Annotated in this window: 20 protein-coding genes; 18 read left to right on the plus strand and 2 right to left on the minus strand. The window is 69.4% G+C overall.

The window, feature by feature from the left end:
* Positions 1 to 7 precede the first annotated feature (7 nt).
* From ACIRDU_RS26765 to ACIRDU_RS26840, 16 genes are all read left to right on the plus strand, one after another.
* On the plus strand, positions 8 to 334 hold the full coding sequence (locus tag ACIRDU_RS26765) for an HK97 gp10 family phage protein (RefSeq protein WP_403583610.1): 327 nt from the start codon (positions 8 to 10) through the stop codon (positions 332 to 334).
* Complete coding sequence (locus ACIRDU_RS26770) at positions 334 to 735, plus strand: hypothetical protein (RefSeq protein ID WP_403583613.1); 402 nt, start codon at positions 334 to 336, stop codon at positions 733 to 735. The genes ACIRDU_RS26765 and ACIRDU_RS26770 overlap by 1 nt, the downstream gene beginning before the upstream one ends.
* Positions 736 to 808: 73 nt before the next feature.
* On the plus strand, positions 809 to 1,396 hold the full coding sequence (locus ACIRDU_RS26775; protein ID WP_403583615.1) for a phage tail protein: 588 nt from the start codon (positions 809 to 811) through the stop codon (positions 1,394 to 1,396).
* Positions 1,397 to 1,484: 88 nt separating this feature from the next.
* Entirely contained in the window at positions 1,485 to 1,835 is a 351-nt protein-coding gene (locus ACIRDU_RS26780; protein WP_403583618.1) for a hypothetical protein, read from the plus strand.
* A gap of 20 nt (positions 1,836 to 1,855) precedes the next feature.
* Complete coding sequence (locus tag ACIRDU_RS26785; RefSeq protein ID WP_403583620.1) at positions 1,856 to 2,236, plus strand: hypothetical protein; 381 nt, start codon at positions 1,856 to 1,858, stop codon at positions 2,234 to 2,236.
* A 19-nt stretch (positions 2,237 to 2,255) separates the two neighbouring features.
* Entirely contained in the window at positions 2,256 to 6,737 is a 4,482-nt protein-coding gene (locus ACIRDU_RS26790) for a hypothetical protein (RefSeq protein WP_403583623.1), read from the plus strand.
* Positions 6,738 to 6,747: 10 nt separating this feature from the next.
* Positions 6,748 to 8,976 (plus strand): hypothetical protein, encoded by a 2,229-nt coding sequence (locus ACIRDU_RS26795; RefSeq protein ID WP_403583626.1) that lies wholly within the window; start codon positions 6,748 to 6,750, stop codon positions 8,974 to 8,976.
* Positions 8,977 to 8,989: 13 nt separating this feature from the next.
* Positions 8,990 to 10,072 (plus strand): DUF5047 domain-containing protein, encoded by a 1,083-nt coding sequence (locus ACIRDU_RS26800; protein WP_403583628.1) that lies wholly within the window; start codon positions 8,990 to 8,992, stop codon positions 10,070 to 10,072.
* Positions 10,069 to 10,671, plus strand: a complete 603-nt coding sequence (locus tag ACIRDU_RS26805; protein WP_403583631.1) for a hypothetical protein — start codon at positions 10,069 to 10,071, stop codon at positions 10,669 to 10,671. Before ACIRDU_RS26800 ends, ACIRDU_RS26805 begins: the two co-directional genes overlap by 4 nt.
* Before the next feature lie 8 nt (positions 10,672 to 10,679).
* On the plus strand, positions 10,680 to 11,291 hold the full coding sequence (locus ACIRDU_RS26810) for a hypothetical protein (RefSeq protein WP_403583634.1): 612 nt from the start codon (positions 10,680 to 10,682) through the stop codon (positions 11,289 to 11,291).
* Between the two features lie 53 nt (positions 11,292 to 11,344).
* On the plus strand, positions 11,345 to 12,391 hold the full coding sequence (locus ACIRDU_RS26815) for an N-acetylmuramoyl-L-alanine amidase (protein ID WP_403583636.1): 1,047 nt from the start codon (positions 11,345 to 11,347) through the stop codon (positions 12,389 to 12,391).
* Positions 12,388 to 12,729 (plus strand): hypothetical protein, encoded by a 342-nt coding sequence (locus ACIRDU_RS26820; protein ID WP_403583639.1) that lies wholly within the window; start codon positions 12,388 to 12,390, stop codon positions 12,727 to 12,729. Before ACIRDU_RS26815 ends, ACIRDU_RS26820 begins: the two co-directional genes overlap by 4 nt.
* 12 nt (positions 12,730 to 12,741) lie before the next feature.
* The gene (locus tag ACIRDU_RS26825; protein WP_403583643.1) at positions 12,742 to 13,062 is read left to right on the plus strand and encodes a hypothetical protein; all 321 of its coding nucleotides are present in this window, start codon (positions 12,742 to 12,744) and stop codon (positions 13,060 to 13,062) included.
* Positions 13,063 to 13,509 (plus strand): hypothetical protein, encoded by a 447-nt coding sequence (locus ACIRDU_RS26830; RefSeq protein ID WP_403583645.1) that lies wholly within the window; start codon positions 13,063 to 13,065, stop codon positions 13,507 to 13,509.
* Positions 13,506 to 13,865 carry a hypothetical protein gene (locus ACIRDU_RS26835; RefSeq protein ID WP_403583647.1) on the plus strand — a complete coding sequence of 120 codons (360 nt, stop codon included), beginning with the start codon at positions 13,506 to 13,508 and terminating at the stop codon, positions 13,863 to 13,865. The genes ACIRDU_RS26830 and ACIRDU_RS26835 overlap by 4 nt, the downstream gene beginning before the upstream one ends.
* A gap of 3 nt (positions 13,866 to 13,868) precedes the next feature.
* Positions 13,869 to 14,027, plus strand: a complete 159-nt coding sequence (locus ACIRDU_RS26840; RefSeq protein WP_391098347.1) for a hypothetical protein — start codon at positions 13,869 to 13,871, stop codon at positions 14,025 to 14,027.
* 146 nt (positions 14,028 to 14,173) lie between these two features.
* Here ACIRDU_RS26840 and ACIRDU_RS26845 read toward each other — a convergent pair whose 3' ends face one another.
* Positions 14,174 to 15,097 (minus strand): tyrosine-type recombinase/integrase, encoded by a 924-nt coding sequence (locus tag ACIRDU_RS26845; protein WP_403583650.1) that lies wholly within the window; start codon positions 15,095 to 15,097, stop codon positions 14,174 to 14,176.
* Positions 15,098 to 15,295: 198 nt separating this feature from the next.
* Positions 15,296 to 15,838 (minus strand): hypothetical protein, encoded by a 543-nt coding sequence (locus tag ACIRDU_RS26850; RefSeq protein ID WP_403583653.1) that lies wholly within the window; start codon positions 15,836 to 15,838, stop codon positions 15,296 to 15,298.
* A 108-nt stretch (positions 15,839 to 15,946) separates the two neighbouring features.
* On the opposite strand from ACIRDU_RS26850, the gene ACIRDU_RS26855 reads away from it, so the two are divergent.
* Both ACIRDU_RS26855 and ACIRDU_RS26860 read left to right on the plus strand, forming a co-directional pair.
* Positions 15,947 to 16,855, plus strand: a complete 909-nt coding sequence (locus ACIRDU_RS26855; RefSeq protein ID WP_403583654.1) for a Ku protein — start codon at positions 15,947 to 15,949, stop codon at positions 16,853 to 16,855.
* A 14-nt stretch (positions 16,856 to 16,869) separates the two neighbouring features.
* Positions 16,870 to 17,445, plus strand: coding sequence for a DUF4352 domain-containing protein (locus ACIRDU_RS26860; RefSeq protein WP_403583656.1), 576 nt, complete (start codon positions 16,870 to 16,872; stop codon positions 17,443 to 17,445).
* Positions 17,446 to 17,448: the final 3 nt, after the last annotated feature.

Here is a 17,448-nt window from a genome sequence, read left to right on the forward strand (position 1 = left end):
TGAGGGTATGGCAGCGCGGTTCAAGATGAAGCGGAAAGGCGTGGGCCAGCTGCTCAAGTCGGAGATGATCCGGGCCGACCTGGTGCGCCGCGCCGAGGACATCCGAGCCTCCGCCGTCGCCCTCTCCCCGGTCGGCAGCTCAGGCGACCCGCACCCGGGCCAGTACAAGGGCGCCTGGGAAGTTGACAGCACGCGCCGCGGCGGCCGACGCCGTGACCGAGCCGTCGCCTACGTGCGGAACCCGACGTACTACGCCCGGTGGGTGGAGTACGGAACTGAACGGGTCCCCGCGCATCACGTCCTGCTGCGGGCTGCCGCCGCGGGTGGCGACTGATGGCTGCCGTCGGCTCCGTCGACGTCGAGCTGGAGGTCATCGTGTGGCTCCGCGCCCACCTCGACCCCGATGTCGTCGTCCGCGACGAGACGGACAACAACCTCCTCAACGAGCTTCCCACCGTGCAGGTGCAGCGGATCCCGTCGGGCGGTGATGACGGGATCCGCCTCGACCGGGCCTTCATCGACATCGACGTGTACGCCGCGACGCGCGCTGAGGCAATCGCCCTGTCGGCGACGATCCGCGGTCTGCTACTCGCCGAGCTGCGCGGCACCTCTACGCAGGCGGCCGTGGTCAGCCGGGTAGGCACGATCAGCGCGCCTGGCGTCCGCCCCTACGAGAACACCGCTCTGCGACGCGTCGGGGCGGTCTACGAGATCTACAGTCACCCGGTCTCCTGACCGGCTGGGCCCGCGCCGGACCCTGTCATCCGACCCCGCCGCACGCGGGGTCTTCGCATGTCTGGAGACCCTCATGGTCAACATCACCCGCGCGGCGGACCTCCTGGAAGTCGGCGCGAACGGCGGCGGCTGGGTCGCCCCCCTCGGAAGCACCTCGCCCGGAGACCCGGCCATTCAGCCGGCGTCGCCGTGGCTGCCCCTCGGCGCCATCTCTGACGACGGCCTGGTGCAGGGCTTCGAGGAAGACACCCAGTCCTTCACCCCCTGGGGATACACCGCCCCGATCCGCACCACCATCACGTCGTCCCTGCGCACGTTCGGGCTGACGGTGTGGGAGACCGGCCGCACCACGGTGCAGTCGCTGCAATACCGCATCGACGCCGCCGACCTGGCCCCGACCAGCGGACTGACGACGTTCGCCGAGACCGCCAGCCCCGTCCCGGACCGGCGCGCGTTCTGGTTCGTCGTCCTCGACGGCGACAACTTCCAGCGTGGGTTCTACGTCCCCGAGGGTGAGATCACGGAGCGCTCGGACGTCACCCACAAGCAGGACGAGATCGCCGGCTTCGAGTGGACGATCACCGCCTACCCGGACACCGCCGGCAACACGGTCTACCACTTCGACCGCGTCCCGGAGACCGAGGCATACACCGGGTCCTGAGCTGGTGGACGGGCCGCCACCCTGGCGCGGGCCCGGCCCGTCCACCTTCCCCATCCGCCCGCGCCACCAGTAGAAGGAGGCCCGCGCCATGCCCGCCACCAAAGACCAGATCGAAGCCGCTCGTGCCCAGGAAGCCGAGGCCGACGACCTGGAGTACGTCACCGTGCCGCTCGCCGGGCACGACGGCGTCACCAAGGAAGTCCGCTGCATCCCCTCAGGGCGGTGGCGCGCCTCGACGATCCGCGCCCTCAACTCCGGCGACGTCGACACGTTCATGGAGACGAACCTCCACCCGGACGACTTCGACGTCTACGAGGAACTCGATCCGACCATGGACGGCTTCGGCAAGTTCGTCGCCGACGTCAGCCGCATCAGCGGTGAGGCACTGGGAAAGTCCAGTGGACGTTCCAGGTCTGGGAGCGGTACGCGGAGGAGCTAGAGGACGACCTGCTGCCCAAGGTGGATCTGCTTGACCTGCACAGGGGGCGGCTGTCCTGGCGGCGTCTACGCATCCTCATCGAGGGCCTGCCGCCTCACTCCCGGACGATGACGGCGATGCGGAACGACACGCCCGCAGAGGAGCTCGCCAAGCAGGCCGAAGGCGGCGAGCCGGAGAAGGCCCGCTGGTCCCAGCTGGAGCAGCTCGTCGCCGTCGTCGCGGACCGGGTGGCCCGCCTGGAGTGGGTGCTGCTCTGCGTGAACATCGACAAGAAGAGCAAGCGCCCGGATCCGCCTGAGCCGATCCGCCGTCCCGGCGCCTCGCCACGCAAGGCGAAACCGAAGCTGAACGAGAACAGCGCCAACCGACTGTTCCAGCTCATCCAGGGGGGCGCCGAGTAGCGCCGCGGAGGGAGGCTCCGTGGCCGCCATCAGCGTGGGTTCCGTCGAGGTCGATGTCGTCCCCAACACTCAGGGAATCAGGGCCCGCCTTCAGGGCGCTCTCGTCCCTGCGGCTGACGAGGTGGGCGAGGAGGTCGGCCGCATCATCGGCCGGCACGTCTCCACTCAGGTGGCGCAGGCCATCCGCAACGGTGTGACCACCGGTGGGCGGACCGCGCAGGCCCCGGCAACTCGGGCGGGTGAGCAGACGGGCGGTGCGTTCGGCCGCGCGTTCCGGAGCCGCCTCCAGGCCGCCATGCAGAACCTGCCGCGAGCGGACGTTCGCCTGTCGACGACCGGCTTCGATGCTGACATGGCACGCCTTCGGGCGCGGCTGGAAGCCTTGTCGAACAAGCGGATCGGCGTGGACGTCGATGCGGCCACTGCGCTGGCCGAGGTCGAGCGGCTCCAGGAGCAGTTGCGCCGCCTTGGCGCAAACCACCCTGACATCAACGTCCGCGTCGACACGGGCCAAGCCATCGCTGAGTTGGAGGCGCTGCGGACGGAGATCAACCGTCTGGACGGCCGTACAGCCAACGTCGATGTCGACACCCGCTCGGCGGCGGCGAACCTGAATCTGCTGTCGACGGCCGCGATCACGTTCGGCCCGGCCATTATCCCCGCCCTGCCGGTGGTCGCCGCTGGGCTGGGAGCGATCGCCGCCGCGGCGTCGGCTGCCGCCGTCGGCATCGGATCCATCGCTCTGGTCGCGGTGCCTGCCTTCGTCCAGATGGGCAAGGTCATGCAGGCACAGAAGGCCGCCCAGGATGCGGCCACGAACGCCACGATGCGGGGCGGCCAGGCCGCGTCTCAGGGTGCTCAGCGGGCGCTGCAGATGGCCTCCGCGCAGCAGTCTCTGGCTTCCGCTCACCGGAACGCGGCACGGCAAATCCGGCAGGCCGAGCAAGGCGTCGCGGACGCGGTGCGGTCCGCGTCGGAGGCGAACCTTCGGGCCAAGCAGCAGTTGGCGGACGCGGTACAGCAGGCTGCGGACCGTCAGCGGCAGGCCGCCGAGCAGGTAGCCCGGGCGGAGGACTCGCTCGCGGATGCGCAGCGTGCTGCGCGGCAGGCGCAGCAGGACCTGAACCAGGCCCGTCGTGACGCAGCCCAGGAGCTCGCCGACCTGGAGACCCGCCTCACCAACGCGCAGCTGTCCGAGAGGGACGCGGTCCTGTCGGTTGAGGAGGCCCGGCAGCGGCTGGCCGCAGTGCAGGCGTCCGGGTCGAAGGCGTCCCTGCTGGAGCAGCAGCGTGCGCAGCTCGCCTACGATCAGGCCCTGCAGCGCCTGGCGGAGCAGCAGGCCGAGACGAAGAGCCTGACCAAGCAGAAGAAGGCCGCCGACAAGGCTGGCGTCGAAGGCTCCAAGACCGTGCAGGACGCGCAGGAGCGTCTCCGGCAGGCCGACAAGGCGGTCGCTGACCAGCAGAAGGAGCTCACCCAAGCGCGGCAGGACGCGGCTCGCCAGCAGATCGAAGCCCAGCAGGCGGTCGCCGAGGCGCAGCGCAACGTTGCCCGCACCCAGGAAGACGGGGCCCGCTCCGTGGCCCGCGCCCAGGAGCAGCTTGCCGAGGCGCAGCAGTCGGCTGCGGATTCGATCGCATCAGCCCAGCGTGGGATTGCCTCCGCGTCGCTTCAGGCGGCCGGGGGCGTGGATCAGGCTGCCATCGCGCAGGCCAAGTACCAGGCTGAGCTGGCGAAGCTGACCCCGGCAGCGCGGGAGACGTTCGACGCGTTCCTCGACCTGAAGTCCGCCTTCTCGGACTGGTCCCGTGCCCTCCAGCCAGCCGTGATGCCGATCTTCACGCGGGCCCTGGAGGGCCTCAAGAACTCCCTGCCCGGCCTGACGCCGTTCGTGAAGGAGGCGGCGGACGCCATCAAGGGGCTCCAGGACCGGGCCTCCGCCGGGTTCAAGTCGCCCTGGTGGAAGACCTTCAAGGCCGACCTGCAGGGCTCGATCAAGCCCGCCATCACCGGGCTTGGCGTCTCCTTCGGCAACGTCTTCAAGGGCATGGCCGGCGTGCTGCAGGCCTTCTTCCCGCACATGGACTCCATCTCGGAGCGCATGCAGCGGGTGACGAAGCGCTTCGCGAACTGGGGTACCAGCCTGAAGGGCAGCCCGGCGTTCGAGCGGTTCCTGTCGTACTCCTCGGAGCACGGCCCGCTCGTCGCCGAGACGCTCGGCAAGATCTCCAAGGCGTTCATCGACCTCGGGCAAGCCTTGTCGCCAGTGTCCGGTCCGCTGCTCGAGCTGCTCGGGAAGATGGCCGACGGGGTCAGTTGGCTGGCCACCCACGTGCCTGAGCTGGTCATCGGCCTGTGGGGGCTGTGGGCGGCCACGCGGGCGTGGCGGCTGGCCATGGTCCTCGTCAACGGTGCCATGGCCGCCTTCAACCTGATCTCGATGGCCGGCCCGTGGGGCTGGATCGCCCTCGCCATCGCGGGCGTGGTGCTCGCGGTCATCTACCTGTACCGGCGCTTCGCGTGGTTCCGGGCGGCCGTACAGGCCGTCTGGTCGGCAATCAAGACGGGCGCCCTGTGGCTGTGGAACAACGCCCTCAAGCCGGCGTTCACCGCCATCTGGGGTGGCCTGCAGACCGTTGGCCGCTGGGCCATGTGGCTCTGGAACAACGCCATCAAGCCCGCCTTCAACGGCATCGTCCTCATCGGGAAGATTCTGCTAACCGCCCTGGTTACGATCGTCTTCCTGCCGCTGTACGCGGCGTTCAAGCTGATCGCCTGGGTCGCGATGTGGCTGTGGAAGAACGCGATCAAGCCTGCGTTCGAGGGCATCGCCTGGCTCGCCAAATGGCTGTGGAACAACGTCTTCCGACCCACGTTCCAGTGGATCGGCGACAAGGCGAAATGGCTCTGGAACAACGCCATAAAACCGGCCTGGGCCGGGATCCAGACCGGCGCCAAGTGGATGTGGGAGAAGGTCCTCCGGCCGGTCTTCCGCTTCATCTGGGAGGGCATGCAGGAGGTCGGCCGCTGGGGCAAGTGGCTGTGGCAAAACGCCATCAAGCCTGCCTGGAACGGCATCGTCTCAGCGGGGAAGTGGGCCTGGGAGAAGGGCATCAAGCCCGTCTTCGATCGCTTCAAGGACATCGTCAAGAGCCTGAAGAGCGCCTTCGACACCGCGGTCGGCGGCATCCGGACGGCCTGGGACAAGATCAAGTCCATTTCGAAGAAGCCCGTCCAGTTCGTCGTCGACACCGTCTACAACAAGGGCATCGTCGCGGTCTGGAACAAGGTCGCTTCCGCGTTCGGTGCGCCCAAGCTGTCCACCTATAAGTTCGCGTCCGGCGGCGTCATGCCCGGCTACACGCCGGGTAAGGACGTGCACCGCTTCGTCTCTCCGACGGGTGGACGGCTGGAGCTCAGCGGTGGCGAGGCCATCATGAGGCCGGAGTTCACGCGAGCCGTGGGCTCGGGCTTCGTCGGGGCAATGAACTCGATCGCCAAGTCTCGCGGTGCTCAGGGCGTCAAGGCGGCCTTGGCGCCGATGCTCGGCGGCAATCCTGCGACGCCGACCGATACGACGCTGCGCTACGCGGACGGCGGCATCTTCGGCTGGATCAAGGACAAGGCGTCGGCCGCGCTCGGCGCCGGATCCGCAGCCTGGAACAAGGTCAAGGAGGGCGCTTCGTGGCTGAAGGACACGCTTGAGGCATCGGCCCGGGCCGGTGTCAGCAACATCGTCAACCCGCTGCTGAAGAACTTCCCCGGCATGGATACCGGCTTCGGCCAGATGATCCGCCGCATCCCGACGCGCATCATCGACGCCCTGTTCGGCTACAGCAAGGAGGCCGACAAACGAGGAGGCGGAGGTATCGGCGGCCCTCGTATCCAGGCGGCGCTGCGGTGGGCAAAGGCTCAGGCCGGCAAGCCGTACATCTGGGGTGGAGTCGGCCCAAAGGGCTTCGACTGCTCCGGCTTCATGGGAGCGATCGAGAACGTCATCCGCGGCCAGAAGCCCAACCGGCGCCGCTGGGCGACCGGGGCGTTCTCCGGCCGCACCGCGCCTCCCGGCTGGGTGAAGAACGGCAGCAGCCCATTCCGTGTTGGCATCACGAACGCGGGCGTCGGCCATACGGCAGGAACCCTCGGTAAGACCAAGGTGGAGTCTCGAGGCGGTGAAGGCGTCGTTGTGGGACCGCGGGCTCGCGGATACAACAGCCCACTGTTCACCGACTGGTACGGCTTCAAGCCCGGCAGCTATGACAGCGGCGGCTACCTCCAGCCCGGCATGAACCTCGCCTACAACGGCACCGGGCGGCCCGAGCCGGTCTTCACGACGGCACAGGCCAACGCGCTCACCTCCTTGGCGGCACGGTCGGGGCAGCAGCAGCTCGGCGACCTGCAGGTGGCGGTGTACGTCGGCAACGAGCAGATCACCGACATCGCCCGTGCAGAGGTCCGAACCGCACAGGGCGAGCTCATCCAGGTACTGAACGCGAGCTGAGGAGGACCTCTTGCCGATCCCCGGGAACCTCCTCAGCCCGACCACGGAGACCATCGACCCGAACACGTCGGGCTGGACGTCCCACCTCAACTGCACGATCAACATGGGTGCGGGTGGCCGGACGGGCGGTGGCGGCTGCCTGGCTGCCCGGTCGGTGGCCGCAGGGGAGATGCAGGCCCGCACCGTCTCCTCCTACCCGATCACCGCCGGAACGACGTACTACGCGTTCGCCGACACCGCCGGGGTGGTGGGGGAGCGGATCGGCATCCGCTGGATGTACGGGGCGATCCAGCTCGGCATCACCTGGTCGGTGCCAACGACCGGTTCCTCCTCGTCATGGCACCGCGTATCCGTCGCCGGGGTAGCTCCGTCCGGAGCGACGCAGGCGCAGGTGCTGCTGTCGTCGACGGAAACTGCGGGGGCCGTCTCCCACTTCTGGGAGAACATCTACCTCGGCCTCCCGATCAGGACCGTCGGCAACCTCTTCCCGTTCAACACCGAGTCGTCCGAGGTGGACGCCAGCGGCTGGGCGCCGGTGGTCAACGCGTCGATCAGCCGGCAGACGCCTGTGATGGGCTGGGCGGTCGACAACTACCTGGCCGGCGGGCAGACCCTGGCGGTGACCGCCGTGGCCGCGGGCAACGCCAGCATCCTGGCGGTGGACCGGCCCACGGTCACCCCGGGCCAGGAGTATCTGGCCTACGCCTACCTGCAGCCGCCGACGGTCGCATCGACGGCGTGGATCGAGCTCAGGTTCTACGACGTCAACGGCAACCAGATCCAGGCCACCCGCTCGACGCTGGCACCGCCCACCCCGGCGACCGGCATGTACCGCCAGCGCGTGTCCGACAAGGCGCCCGCCAACGCCGCCTCCTGCTCGCTGGCCGCCGGCCTGGACGGGGCGAGCGCCGGGCAGGTGCTGCGGCTGGAGACCATCGTCATCGCAGCCGCGCCCGCGCTGCAGGCCGGCACCGTCGTGCCCTACGCCGACGGCTCGTTCGAGCAGGGCGTCGCCGGATGGACCGTGGCCTCCGGCGTGGCGACAATCGCTCGCACCAGCCCGTGGGGCGACAGCTTCTTCGAGGGCGCCTACGCGCTGGCCGTAACCAGCAGCACCGCGTCCGCGTCGACGATTCGCTCCGCACGCTTTCCAGTGACGGAGGGCGTGAACTGGCGGGCCCAGGTCGTCACCCACCCGGACGCGGGCACGTGGTCCCACGTCCTGGTCCGCATCCGCTGGTACGACGCGGCCAACGCCGATCTAGGCGCCAGCGTCGGCGTGAACTACGTGGTCCCGGGAACGTCCTGGTACGCCATGCCGTCGGACGGGGACGCCCCGGCCGGGGCGACGCAGGCGGCGATCGAACTGGTCGTCACCGCGACGGCCACGGCGAGCGTGCTGCACGTGGACCTGGTCACCCTGTGGGAGGTGCTGCCGCAGACCGATGTCGAAGAGCACTCCGACGACGGCTACATCACGCTCACACTGCGGGAACTGCCGCTCGACTTCTACCTGTCGCTGCACCGGGTCACCCCGGACGGCGCCCGCACCCTGGTGCGCGGGCCATCCGGGCTCATCGACATGCAGCCCATCACCTCCGACCTGCTCATCGTCGAGGACCACGAGGCGCCCCTCGGGGTGCCGGTCTACTACCAGGCCGCGATCCGCAACGCCGACGGCACCACCGCCTCCAGCAGGACGTCGGAGACCGTCTCGCTCACGCTTGCCGACGCCAACACGGCCTGGCTGAAGGACCCGGGCAACCCGCAGCGCAGCTGCCTGGTCGTCATGCAGCGCGCACCGGACTGGCAGCGCCCCATCGAACAGGCCGCGTTCGTGGTGCGGGGCCGCCGCAACAAGGTCGTGCTCAGCGGCCGGAGGCAGGGCCTCGAAGGGGAGCTTGCCATCTGGACCCGCTCGGACGAGGAGCGGGCAGCCCTGCACCTGCTGCTCGACTCCGGCAACACCCTGCTCTGGCAGGCCGCACCCGGCATGGGCGTGGCCGACATGTATGTGTCCGTCGGCCAGGTCACCGAAGCCCGGGTCGGCGCGCTCGCTCAGGAGCAGTGGCGGGCCTGGACCCTGCCGCTCACCGAGGCCGACATGCCCATCACCACCGGCGTCAACGGCGCCGCCGGCAGGACGTGGCAGGACGTCGTCACCGAGTTCGCGACGTGCGCCGACCTGCTTGACGTGTACGCCACCAGCGAGGACCTGCTGCTCGACCGCCGGGGGTGATGCGGTGTATCCGGTGTCGGAGCGTTTCCTGCGGCGGCTCGCCGAGCCGCACCGGGTGGCCACCAGCGTGCAGCTGTTCCTCACCGACGGCCGCGTGCTCAACCTGGAGCACACGGGCGGCAGCGTCACCGTCGACCGGGCCCAGGCGATCCGCCGCACCTGCACCGTCACCGTCGCCGACCCGTCCCTGATCCCGCGCACGCCCACGGACCAGCTCGCCACCTACGGGGCCAGGCTGCGGATCTCCCGCGGCATCGACTACGGCGACGGCACGCAGGAGCTGGTGCCGCTGGGCCTGTTCAGGCTCGACACTGCCGACGGTGACGTCTCCGAAGGTCCCGTCAGTCTGCAGGGCAAGGATTTGTCCGCGATCGTCACCGACGACCAATTCACGGAGCCGTACAAGGTGTCCGGCACCGTGGTCGGCGCGGTCACGGCGCTCATCCAGCGCAGCATCCCCACCGCCGACGTCATCAGCCTCATTGCCGACACCCCGATCGGCTCCCGCGTCTTCGACGTGGAGGGCGACCCGTGGGCCGGTGCGCAGGAGATCGCCGCCGCAGCCGGAGCCGAGGTCTACTGCAACGCCGACGGCGTGTTCGTCATCAGCCAGCTGCCCAACCCGCTGACCACGCCGCCGGTGTGGGCGATCGAAGCTGTCGAGGGCGGCGTCTACATCTCCGCCAACCGGGCCATGAGCAGCGATGGCGTCCGCAACGGCGTCCTGGCCAGGGGTGAGAACACGAGCGAGAACGTCCCGCCGATCAGCTACCTGGCTGTCGATGACGATCCGGGATCGCCGACGTACTGGGGCGGACCGTTCGGCCGCCGCCCGAAGTTCGTCTCCTCCAGCGCCTACACCACTCTCAGCGCATGCGCCCAGGCCGCGAACGCAGAGCTCGCCAAGAGCCGGGCGCCGAACGCCTCCGGCGATATCAGCTCCCTGCCGAACCCGGCGCTCGAACCCGGCGATGTGCTGCGGGTGACGCACGAGGACGGCACCCGCGAACTGCACCAGGCCGCCGCGTTCACCGTGCCCCTCAGCGAGGCCGGCGACTTCCCGATCTCCACCATCAGCGCCAAGGAGGACGCGTGAGCAAGCCCGCGCCGAGCGCTCACCGCGACCTGAGCGCCGCGATCTCCCGCAAGGCGCAGCGAGTCGGCGAACGCGCCCCATCGGTGCGCGGCGCCGACTGGCGAACCGCCACGGTCACCGCGGAGAACGGCAACGGCACCGTCGACGCTGACGGCATCGACGACATCCGCTGCATGGACACCTACAGCCAGCCCGCCGTAGGTGACGTCATCGTCATCACCCAGTCCAGCAGCGGCAACTGGCTCGCCCTGGGGCGGACCACCACGGTCGATCCGGACTGGGTGCCGCTCACCCTCTCGGCCGGCTACACCAACCCGGGCCACGGCTACACCGCCTCCTACCTGCGGGAAGGACGTCGCATCTGGATGCGGGGCCGCATCGGACCCACCTCGGGCACGATCCCCGACGGCGACACCCTCGCCACCATCCCCACCGCGATCCGCCCGGGCGTGGCCGCGGCGTGGGCGGTGGCCCGCGACGCGTCGACCATGCCGTCCGTGTGCCGCCTGGAGATCACCGCGGCCGGTGCGCTGCGCACCTTCCAGTCCATCAACCTGCCGCAGTGGGTGTCCCTCGACGGCATCAGCTACACCATCTAGGAGGGCCTGTGACCGCGCCGGACCAGTGGGGCCAGGGCATCGCCCTCTGGCAGATGACCGATCCCCCGTCCATCCCCGACGCCATCAAGGCCCTCGCCGACGGCGTCATCCCGCGCGGCGTACTGCGCTTCGCCTCCGCCTCCGCGCGGGGCGCCACCCTCACCGCACCGACCGAGGGCATGCTGACGTGGCTGCAGGACGTCAACCGCCTCGACGTGTGGGACAGCACCGCATGGGTCGCCGTGTCGGTGGGCCGCTCCTCGTGGACGACCATCACACCGGCGTCGCCGTGGACGCAGAACGGCAACGACAACGGCACCTTCCAGTACCGGCTCCTCAACATCTCTGGCGAGGAGTCCCTGCAGTTCCGCGGGGCGCTGGCCCGGGCCTCGTACCCGACGTCACCGGCGGGCAGCTATGTCGTCAACAACACGGCCCTGCCGAGCATCGTGCGGCCGTCGACGCTGCGCACCGTGCTGATCCCCTGCTCCGACGTCTCCAGCGACCGCATCTCCCTCAAGCTCGACGTCCGCACCGACGGCTACCTCGAGGTGTTCGGATTCAGCAGCACGACGAAACCCCCGTGGATCGGCTTCAACGGCGTCACCGTCAGCCTGTAGCCGCCACCCCAAACCCGCGCCCCGGACCGGGGCCTTTCACGACCGGAGGCCTCATGGCCACACCTCTGTCCGCGGCGAGGCTGGTGGAAGTCCTCCGTGCCGAGGGCGTAACCGTGCACGAGGTCCGCAGCTGGCGCACCCACAACCGTAACCACCGCGGAGCGTGGGGGCCCGTGCACGGCGTGATGATCCATCACACCGTCACCGGCCCGGGCACTGATGTCGTCAACCTCATCTACGACGGTCACAGCGCACTACCCGGCCCACTCTCCACCGGCTGCATCACCAAAGACGGCGTCGTCCACCTCACCAGCAACGGCCGCGCCAACCACGCCGGAGGCGGCGACGGCGACGTGCTCGACGCCGTCATCAACGAGTCCTACGCCGACCGCCCACCGGCGACACACAAGCACGACGGATCGCCTGGCGCGGTCGACGGCAACGCCCGCTTCTACGGCTGGGAGTGCGAGAACGAGGGCGACGGCAAGGACCCGTGGCCCCGCGTCCAGTACGCCGCCATCGTCAAGGCCACGGCCGCGATCTGCCGTGAGCACGGCTGGAGCGCGAAGAGCGGCATCGGACATCTGGAGTGGTCCGACTGGAAGGTCGACCCGCGCGGGTTCGACATGACCGACTTCCGCCGCGACCTGGCCGCGTGCCTGGCGCTCCCGGCGGGACAGTGGGAAGGAAACGACGACATGGCCCTGACCGACAGCGACGTGCGGAAGGTCGCCGACGCCGTGGTGGCGAAGCTCATCGCGGGCGGCGGCGCGCTGGAGAACAGCGACCTGGACCGCGTCTGGACCCGGGACGTGATCCCGGCCGCCCGGCCGCCGTACAACAACCCCGATTACTACGGGGCGGACGGGAAGACCGTCGCGAACGACACGTGGACCGCGAAGTACACCCTGCAGACGACCGTTGAGGGTGTGCGTGAGGCGGTCGCCCGCCTGCGGAACCTGGAGGGCTCTGCACGCGCGGTCGACATGAGCGACGCGGACATCTCCGCCCTCGCCTCCGCCGTCGCCTCGAACCCGGCACTCGCCGAGCAGATCGCGGAGAAGGTCGCCATCAAGCTCGCCGAACGGCTCGCGGAATGATCCTCAACCTCACCCCGCACCCGATCCGCCTCTACTCGAACGAGCGCGAGGACGGCATAGACGACCTCGAACCGCACCTGCGGGAGGTCATCCCGCCTGAGGCGACCCCCGCACGGCTAGCCACGTTCGAAGTCAGCAGCGGCATGTGGCCCGTGCTGGTCGAGTTCGGGCACGCCCAGAACCTCCCACCGAAGCGCGACGGCGTGCAGTACATCGTCTCCCTCGTCGTCGCCCTCGCGCTCGCCGACCGTCGCAGCGACCTGCTCGTCCCCTACCGCGAGGTGCGCAACGCCTCCGGGACCGTCATCGGCTGCCGCTCCCTCGCGCAGCCCGTTTGAAACGAGAACTCCATGAACGCGTCCCTCGACAAGGCCTACTGGATCGGCCTCGCCATCTCCGTCGTACTCCCGGTCCTCGTCGGCCTGGTCACCAAGCACGTCACCCACCCCGGCGTGAAGGCCACCCTCCTCCTCGCCCTCAGCACCCTCACCGGCTTCCTCACCGAGCTCGCCCACCCGGGCCCCGACTACGACCTCGGCACAGCCGTCGTCCTGTCGCTCGTCTCCTTCGCCACCGGCGTCCTCATGCACTTCGGCCTGTGGAAGCCGGCCGGTGTCAGCAACAAGGCACAGTCCGCCCTCGGCGGCGGCGCATCCGTCCGGAGCGTGTAGGTGCCGCGCCGGGTGGTCCGGCGGCTGCAGACGACGCTGGGCCGCCGCGGCGCCTTCCTCGCGATCCTCGGCACCGGCAAAACCTGCTGGGGCATCGGCATGATCGTCGCCCCGCAGCCCGCACCACAAGGCCTCCGGCTCCTGCTGGAGATGTGCCCCCTCAGCTCCTGGGCCTGGTTGTGGATCACCTGCGGGCTCATCACCACCGCGTCCGCGTTCCTCCGCGTCGGCCGCGACTGGGCAGGCTTCGTCGCCGCCCTGATTCCCCCCACCGTGTGGGCGATCTCCTACACATCCGCTGTCGTCACCGGCGAATTCACCCGCGGAGGGTTCCTCGCCGTCTGGTATCTCACCTCGCATGTCGGGGTCATCATGTGGGCGGCCACGGTGCCCGAGCATTCGGTCCCCCACGTGCCGCGGCCTGCCCGGAAAGGCAGGCCCGGGTGAGTATCTGGGCGGGGATCGTGACCGCGTTCGGCACGGTCGGAATGGTGGTCGCCGGGCTGTTCGCGGCCCGGGCCACGAGACAGGCCGCCGCCGCAACGGCGGAAGCCACCCGGGCGGCGGCGCAGGCGCAGGCCGAACCGAACCAGCGGGCGGAGGACCGGGCGGCGTTCGAGGCCATCAAGAAGGAGCTTCGCGAGGATCTCGCCTCGACGAAGCAGGAGATCGTGCGGGTGCGCGGGGTGCTGTACTCGGTGTCCCGCTGGGCGCTCGCACTACGGGATCAGGTGCTGGAGCTGGGCGGCACGCCACGGCAGACACCGGACGACGTGGAGAACTACTACCGAACTGGAGTCTGAGCCATGCCTGATCCGATCCCGCTCCGGCCGCGCCGGGACGACACCGCCGCCGACATGCGGTCCCTCGTGCAGCTGGGGGAGGCTGAGCCCCAGCCGATCCCCGCGCCGGCCACCAACCCGTTCCTGGCGCCGGACTGGCCGCCGGACGACGAACCCGCGTGAACGACAGCGCCCCGCCCCTCTGCTTCGGCAGGGGAGCGGGGCGCTTCGTCTTTGGGGCGCCTTTGGCGGGTGGCTTGCTCAGCAGGCTCACCTCAAAGGGGGCAGAGCGGTGCCGAGTTCGGCAGTGCGGCTCTCGATAACATGCCCTACCGCCGGGCTGGGTCTCGCTCAGCCTGCCACCGCGCGAGCGCCTCGGCGGACGGCCGTGCGTACTTCGCGAGCGAGCGCACCGACGTGTGGCCGGACAACGCCATCAGCATCGGCGTACTCGCCCCGTCTTCCGCCGCGTGGGTCAGAGCCGAGTGGCGCAACTGGTGCAGGGTGGCCTTCTCGCCGAGCACCCGCACGCTGTGGTTCTCGAACAGCTCGGCCGCGCGCCGGTAGGAGAGCCGCGCGCAGCCGGTTGTCGGATCGACGTCGGCGACGGCCACAGACGGCCGGGCCCGCCGGTCGGTGAGGAACACCGGGCCCGAGCGGCGGCCGGACAGCAGTCGGGGGAGAAGCCGAGCCGTCCCGGTCTGCCAGGCGATGACGTCCCGGGCGCCGCCCTTGCGACGGGTCCGGGCGGTCCGGGCGGGCATGTCGAGGTCGGGCACGTCGAGACGAAGGGCCTCTTCGGCTCGCGCCGCGGTCTCGTATAGGAGGCTCCACAGCACGCGGTCGCGCAGGGCCGGGGTCTTGTCGCCGAGCAGGGCCTGCACCTGGTCGCGCCCGAGCGCGCGGTCGCGGTCGGCGGGCGTGGGCCGCATGCGCAGGCGGATGGTCGGGTCGCCGGTGAGCCAGCCCTGCTCGCGCCAGTAGCCGGTCGCCGAGTGCAGCGCGTTCATTCGCGTGTTCCAGGTGCGCGGCGCCGATCCGCCCCACTGTGCGGTGAACCAGGCGGCGAGCCGGTCAGGGTCGGCGAGCGTATCGAGGTCGGCGTCCGGACCGTAGTGCTGCTCGAGCCGGTCGAGGACGACGCGGTACGTGCGGGCGGTTCCGGCGTCGGCGATGGTCGCCAGGTAGGTGGCGGCGGCATTCCGCAGCGCCGGGGTGGCGCTGCGCGCGGGCAGGGCGTGGACGGTTCCCAAGGACACTCCTCGTCTATCGCAGATAGTTTCCCGAGTCGGCAGCCTCCGGTGCGCCCGTTTCTCCAGGTCGCCTCCGCTGCTACCGCAGATAGTGTGCCGCTATCTGCGGTAACTCGGCAGCCGAATACCGGCCTTCCTGCGCTCGGGGTGCCACACTGAGCGCAGCGCCCGCCGAGCATCCCCCCGTCTCGGCGGGCGCTACAGCTCATTTGAGTGGAGAGCCTCGTTCGCCAGGTCGACGAAGAGGATCTGAGCGGCATTGAACTCACCTACTGCTCGGTGCCACTCTGTCCGCTCCTCGGCGGAATGATCGGTTGGGCTGTAGCCGATGCGTGCGCGGAACACTTCTTCCACTGCCTGCGTGACCGCTTCGACGGCTGGGCGCATGATGGATCGCGGTCCAACCAGGTCGATGCGCTGTAGAGCCCGCGCCAGGACCTCACGGCTTTCGTGAAGTCTTCCTGTGGCTTGGAGCATGTCCATGGTTGGTGGATCGCCAGCATCGTGAAAGGGGTCGGCCTGGGCTTCGACCAGCCTGGTAAGGCCCTCCCTGATGGAGTCGTAGGCAACCAGCATTTCGGTGTAGGCGGCTAGGCGCTGGTCGAGGAGCCAGTTGCGTTGCTGTTCGCGCCCTTGAGTGAGGGCTTGCTTGACCGCTGCGCGAGCGGTTGCCCACGAGCCGATGGCCGCCCCAAGGGCGGCGGCTATGCCAGCGATGACGGCGCCCCATGCTTCAGTCACGATGCCCAGCTTGATGCGCGTCTGCGCTACGCGGGAGTGGCGTGGCCGTGCGGATGCTCGTGACCGCTCGTAGGCTGGTGCTGCTCGGGGCTACTGCGGAGGTGCCCCATGCCCCGAACCGTGTGGTCAGGTGCCATTTCGTTCGGCCTCGTAACCGTGCCGATCAACGTCCAAAGCGCCACCGAAGACCACTCCGTCCGCTTCCACCAGTACCACCTGGAGGACATGGGACGCGTCCGCGTCCGCAAGTACTGCGAGGTCGAGGACCGCGAGGTCACCAGCGACGAGATCGGCAAGGGCTACCAGCTCACCAAGGAGCAGGTCATCCCCATCAGCGACGAGGAGCTGCGCGACCTGCCCCTGCCGACCGCGAAGGCGATCGAGATCGCCGCGTTCGTACCGCTGGAGTCGGTCGACCCGATCCGGATCGGCGAGGGCTACTACCTCCAGCCGTCCGGCCAGGTCGCGGCCAAGCCGTACAAGCTCCTCGCCATGGCCCTCGCCCGCTCCTCCAAAGTCGCCGTCGCAAAATACGCCTGGTCCGGACGCGAGCGCCTCGGCCTGCTCCGGGTACGCGACCACGTGATCGTGCTGCACGCCATGCGCTGGCCCGACGAAATCCGCGACCCCACCGAGCTCCTGCCGGAGCCGGTCGAGCTGTCCGACGACGAGGTCGAAGGCGCGCTCGCCCTCATGGACTCCATGACGCGCGAGGACCTGGAGGATCCTGAGTTCCGCGACACCTACACGGAGGCCTTGGAGCAGATCATCGAGGCCAAGCGGGAGGGCCAAGAGCCGCCCGCCGTGCCGGAGCCGGAGCAGAAGCCGGGCCAGATCGTCGACCTCATGGCCGCCCTGAACGAGTCCGTGCAGAAGGCGCGGGCGGGCCGCGGCGAGGACGCCGACGTGCACGAGATGCCCAAGAAGAAGACCGCGGCCAAGAAGACGCCGAAGAAGCAGCCAGCGAAGAAGGCCGCGGCGAAGAAGGAATCTGGGCGCCGGCCGCGGAGCGCCTGAGTCGAGGAGTAGAGATGTATCGCCTGGTTTACCTCGTGGTGGCGATGCTGATCGCCGCCGTGGTGGCGGCCTGCGGCGACAAGGAGGTCGCCACCACACCGGAGACTCGCACGGCTGACACAACGACGACAGTGCCTCAGCAGCCGAGCCCGGCCCCGAGCGACACGCCATCGGTCGCTTCGGTGGGCGACACAATCAACCTGACCGGCACGGAGGAAGGCGAGAGAGTCGCCGTCACCGTCGTGAAGGTGGTCGATCCAGCGCAGCCCGAGAACGAATTTTCCAGCCCCGACTCGGGGATGCGGTTCGTGGCCGTGCAGTTCCGACTGAAGAACATCGGCACCCAGGTGCTTGACGAAGCGCCTGACAATGGCGCGAAGCTCCGGGACCGTCAGGGTCAGCAGTTCAATTCGACGGTTGACGACACGGCAGCTGGTCCGGGTTTCGGGGGAAGCCTGACGCTTACCCCTGGCGATACCGGGCTGGGGTTCGTCACCTTCGAGGTCCCGACCGGTTCAGAGATCGCCAGGATCCAGTTCGCGCTGGCTAGCGGCTTTGCTAGGAGCATCGGCCAGTGGACTGTGACCTGAGCC

The organism is Streptomyces sp. NPDC093598, from assembly GCF_044764825.1.
Classification (GTDB): domain Bacteria; phylum Actinomycetota; class Actinomycetes; order Streptomycetales; family Streptomycetaceae; genus Streptomyces.

Bases quoted from the DNA above. Each gene is read 5' to 3' on its own strand.
- ACIRDU_RS26855 (WP_403583654.1), top strand. From the start codon at position 15,947: ATGCCCCGAACCGTGTGGTCAGGTGCCATTTCGTTCGGCCTCGTAACC.
- ACIRDU_RS26825 (WP_403583643.1), top strand. From the start codon at position 12,742: ATGAACGCGTCCCTCGACAAGGCCTACTGGATCGGCCTCGCCATCTCC.
- ACIRDU_RS26775 (WP_403583615.1), top strand. From the start codon at position 809: ATGGTCAACATCACCCGCGCGGCGGACCTCCTGGAAGTCGGCGCGAAC.
- ACIRDU_RS26780 (WP_403583618.1), top strand. From the start codon at position 1,485: ATGCCCGCCACCAAAGACCAGATCGAAGCCGCTCGTGCCCAGGAAGCC.
- ACIRDU_RS26860 (WP_403583656.1), top strand. From the start codon at position 16,870: ATGTATCGCCTGGTTTACCTCGTGGTGGCGATGCTGATCGCCGCCGTG.
- ACIRDU_RS26820 (WP_403583639.1), top strand. From the start codon at position 12,388: ATGATCCTCAACCTCACCCCGCACCCGATCCGCCTCTACTCGAACGAG.
- ACIRDU_RS26770 (WP_403583613.1), top strand. From the start codon at position 334: ATGGCTGCCGTCGGCTCCGTCGACGTCGAGCTGGAGGTCATCGTGTGG.
- ACIRDU_RS26815 (WP_403583636.1), top strand. From the start codon at position 11,345: ATGGCCACACCTCTGTCCGCGGCGAGGCTGGTGGAAGTCCTCCGTGCC.
- ACIRDU_RS26765 (WP_403583610.1), top strand. From the start codon at position 8: ATGGCAGCGCGGTTCAAGATGAAGCGGAAAGGCGTGGGCCAGCTGCTC.
- ACIRDU_RS26840 (WP_391098347.1), top strand. From the start codon at position 13,869: ATGCCTGATCCGATCCCGCTCCGGCCGCGCCGGGACGACACCGCCGCC.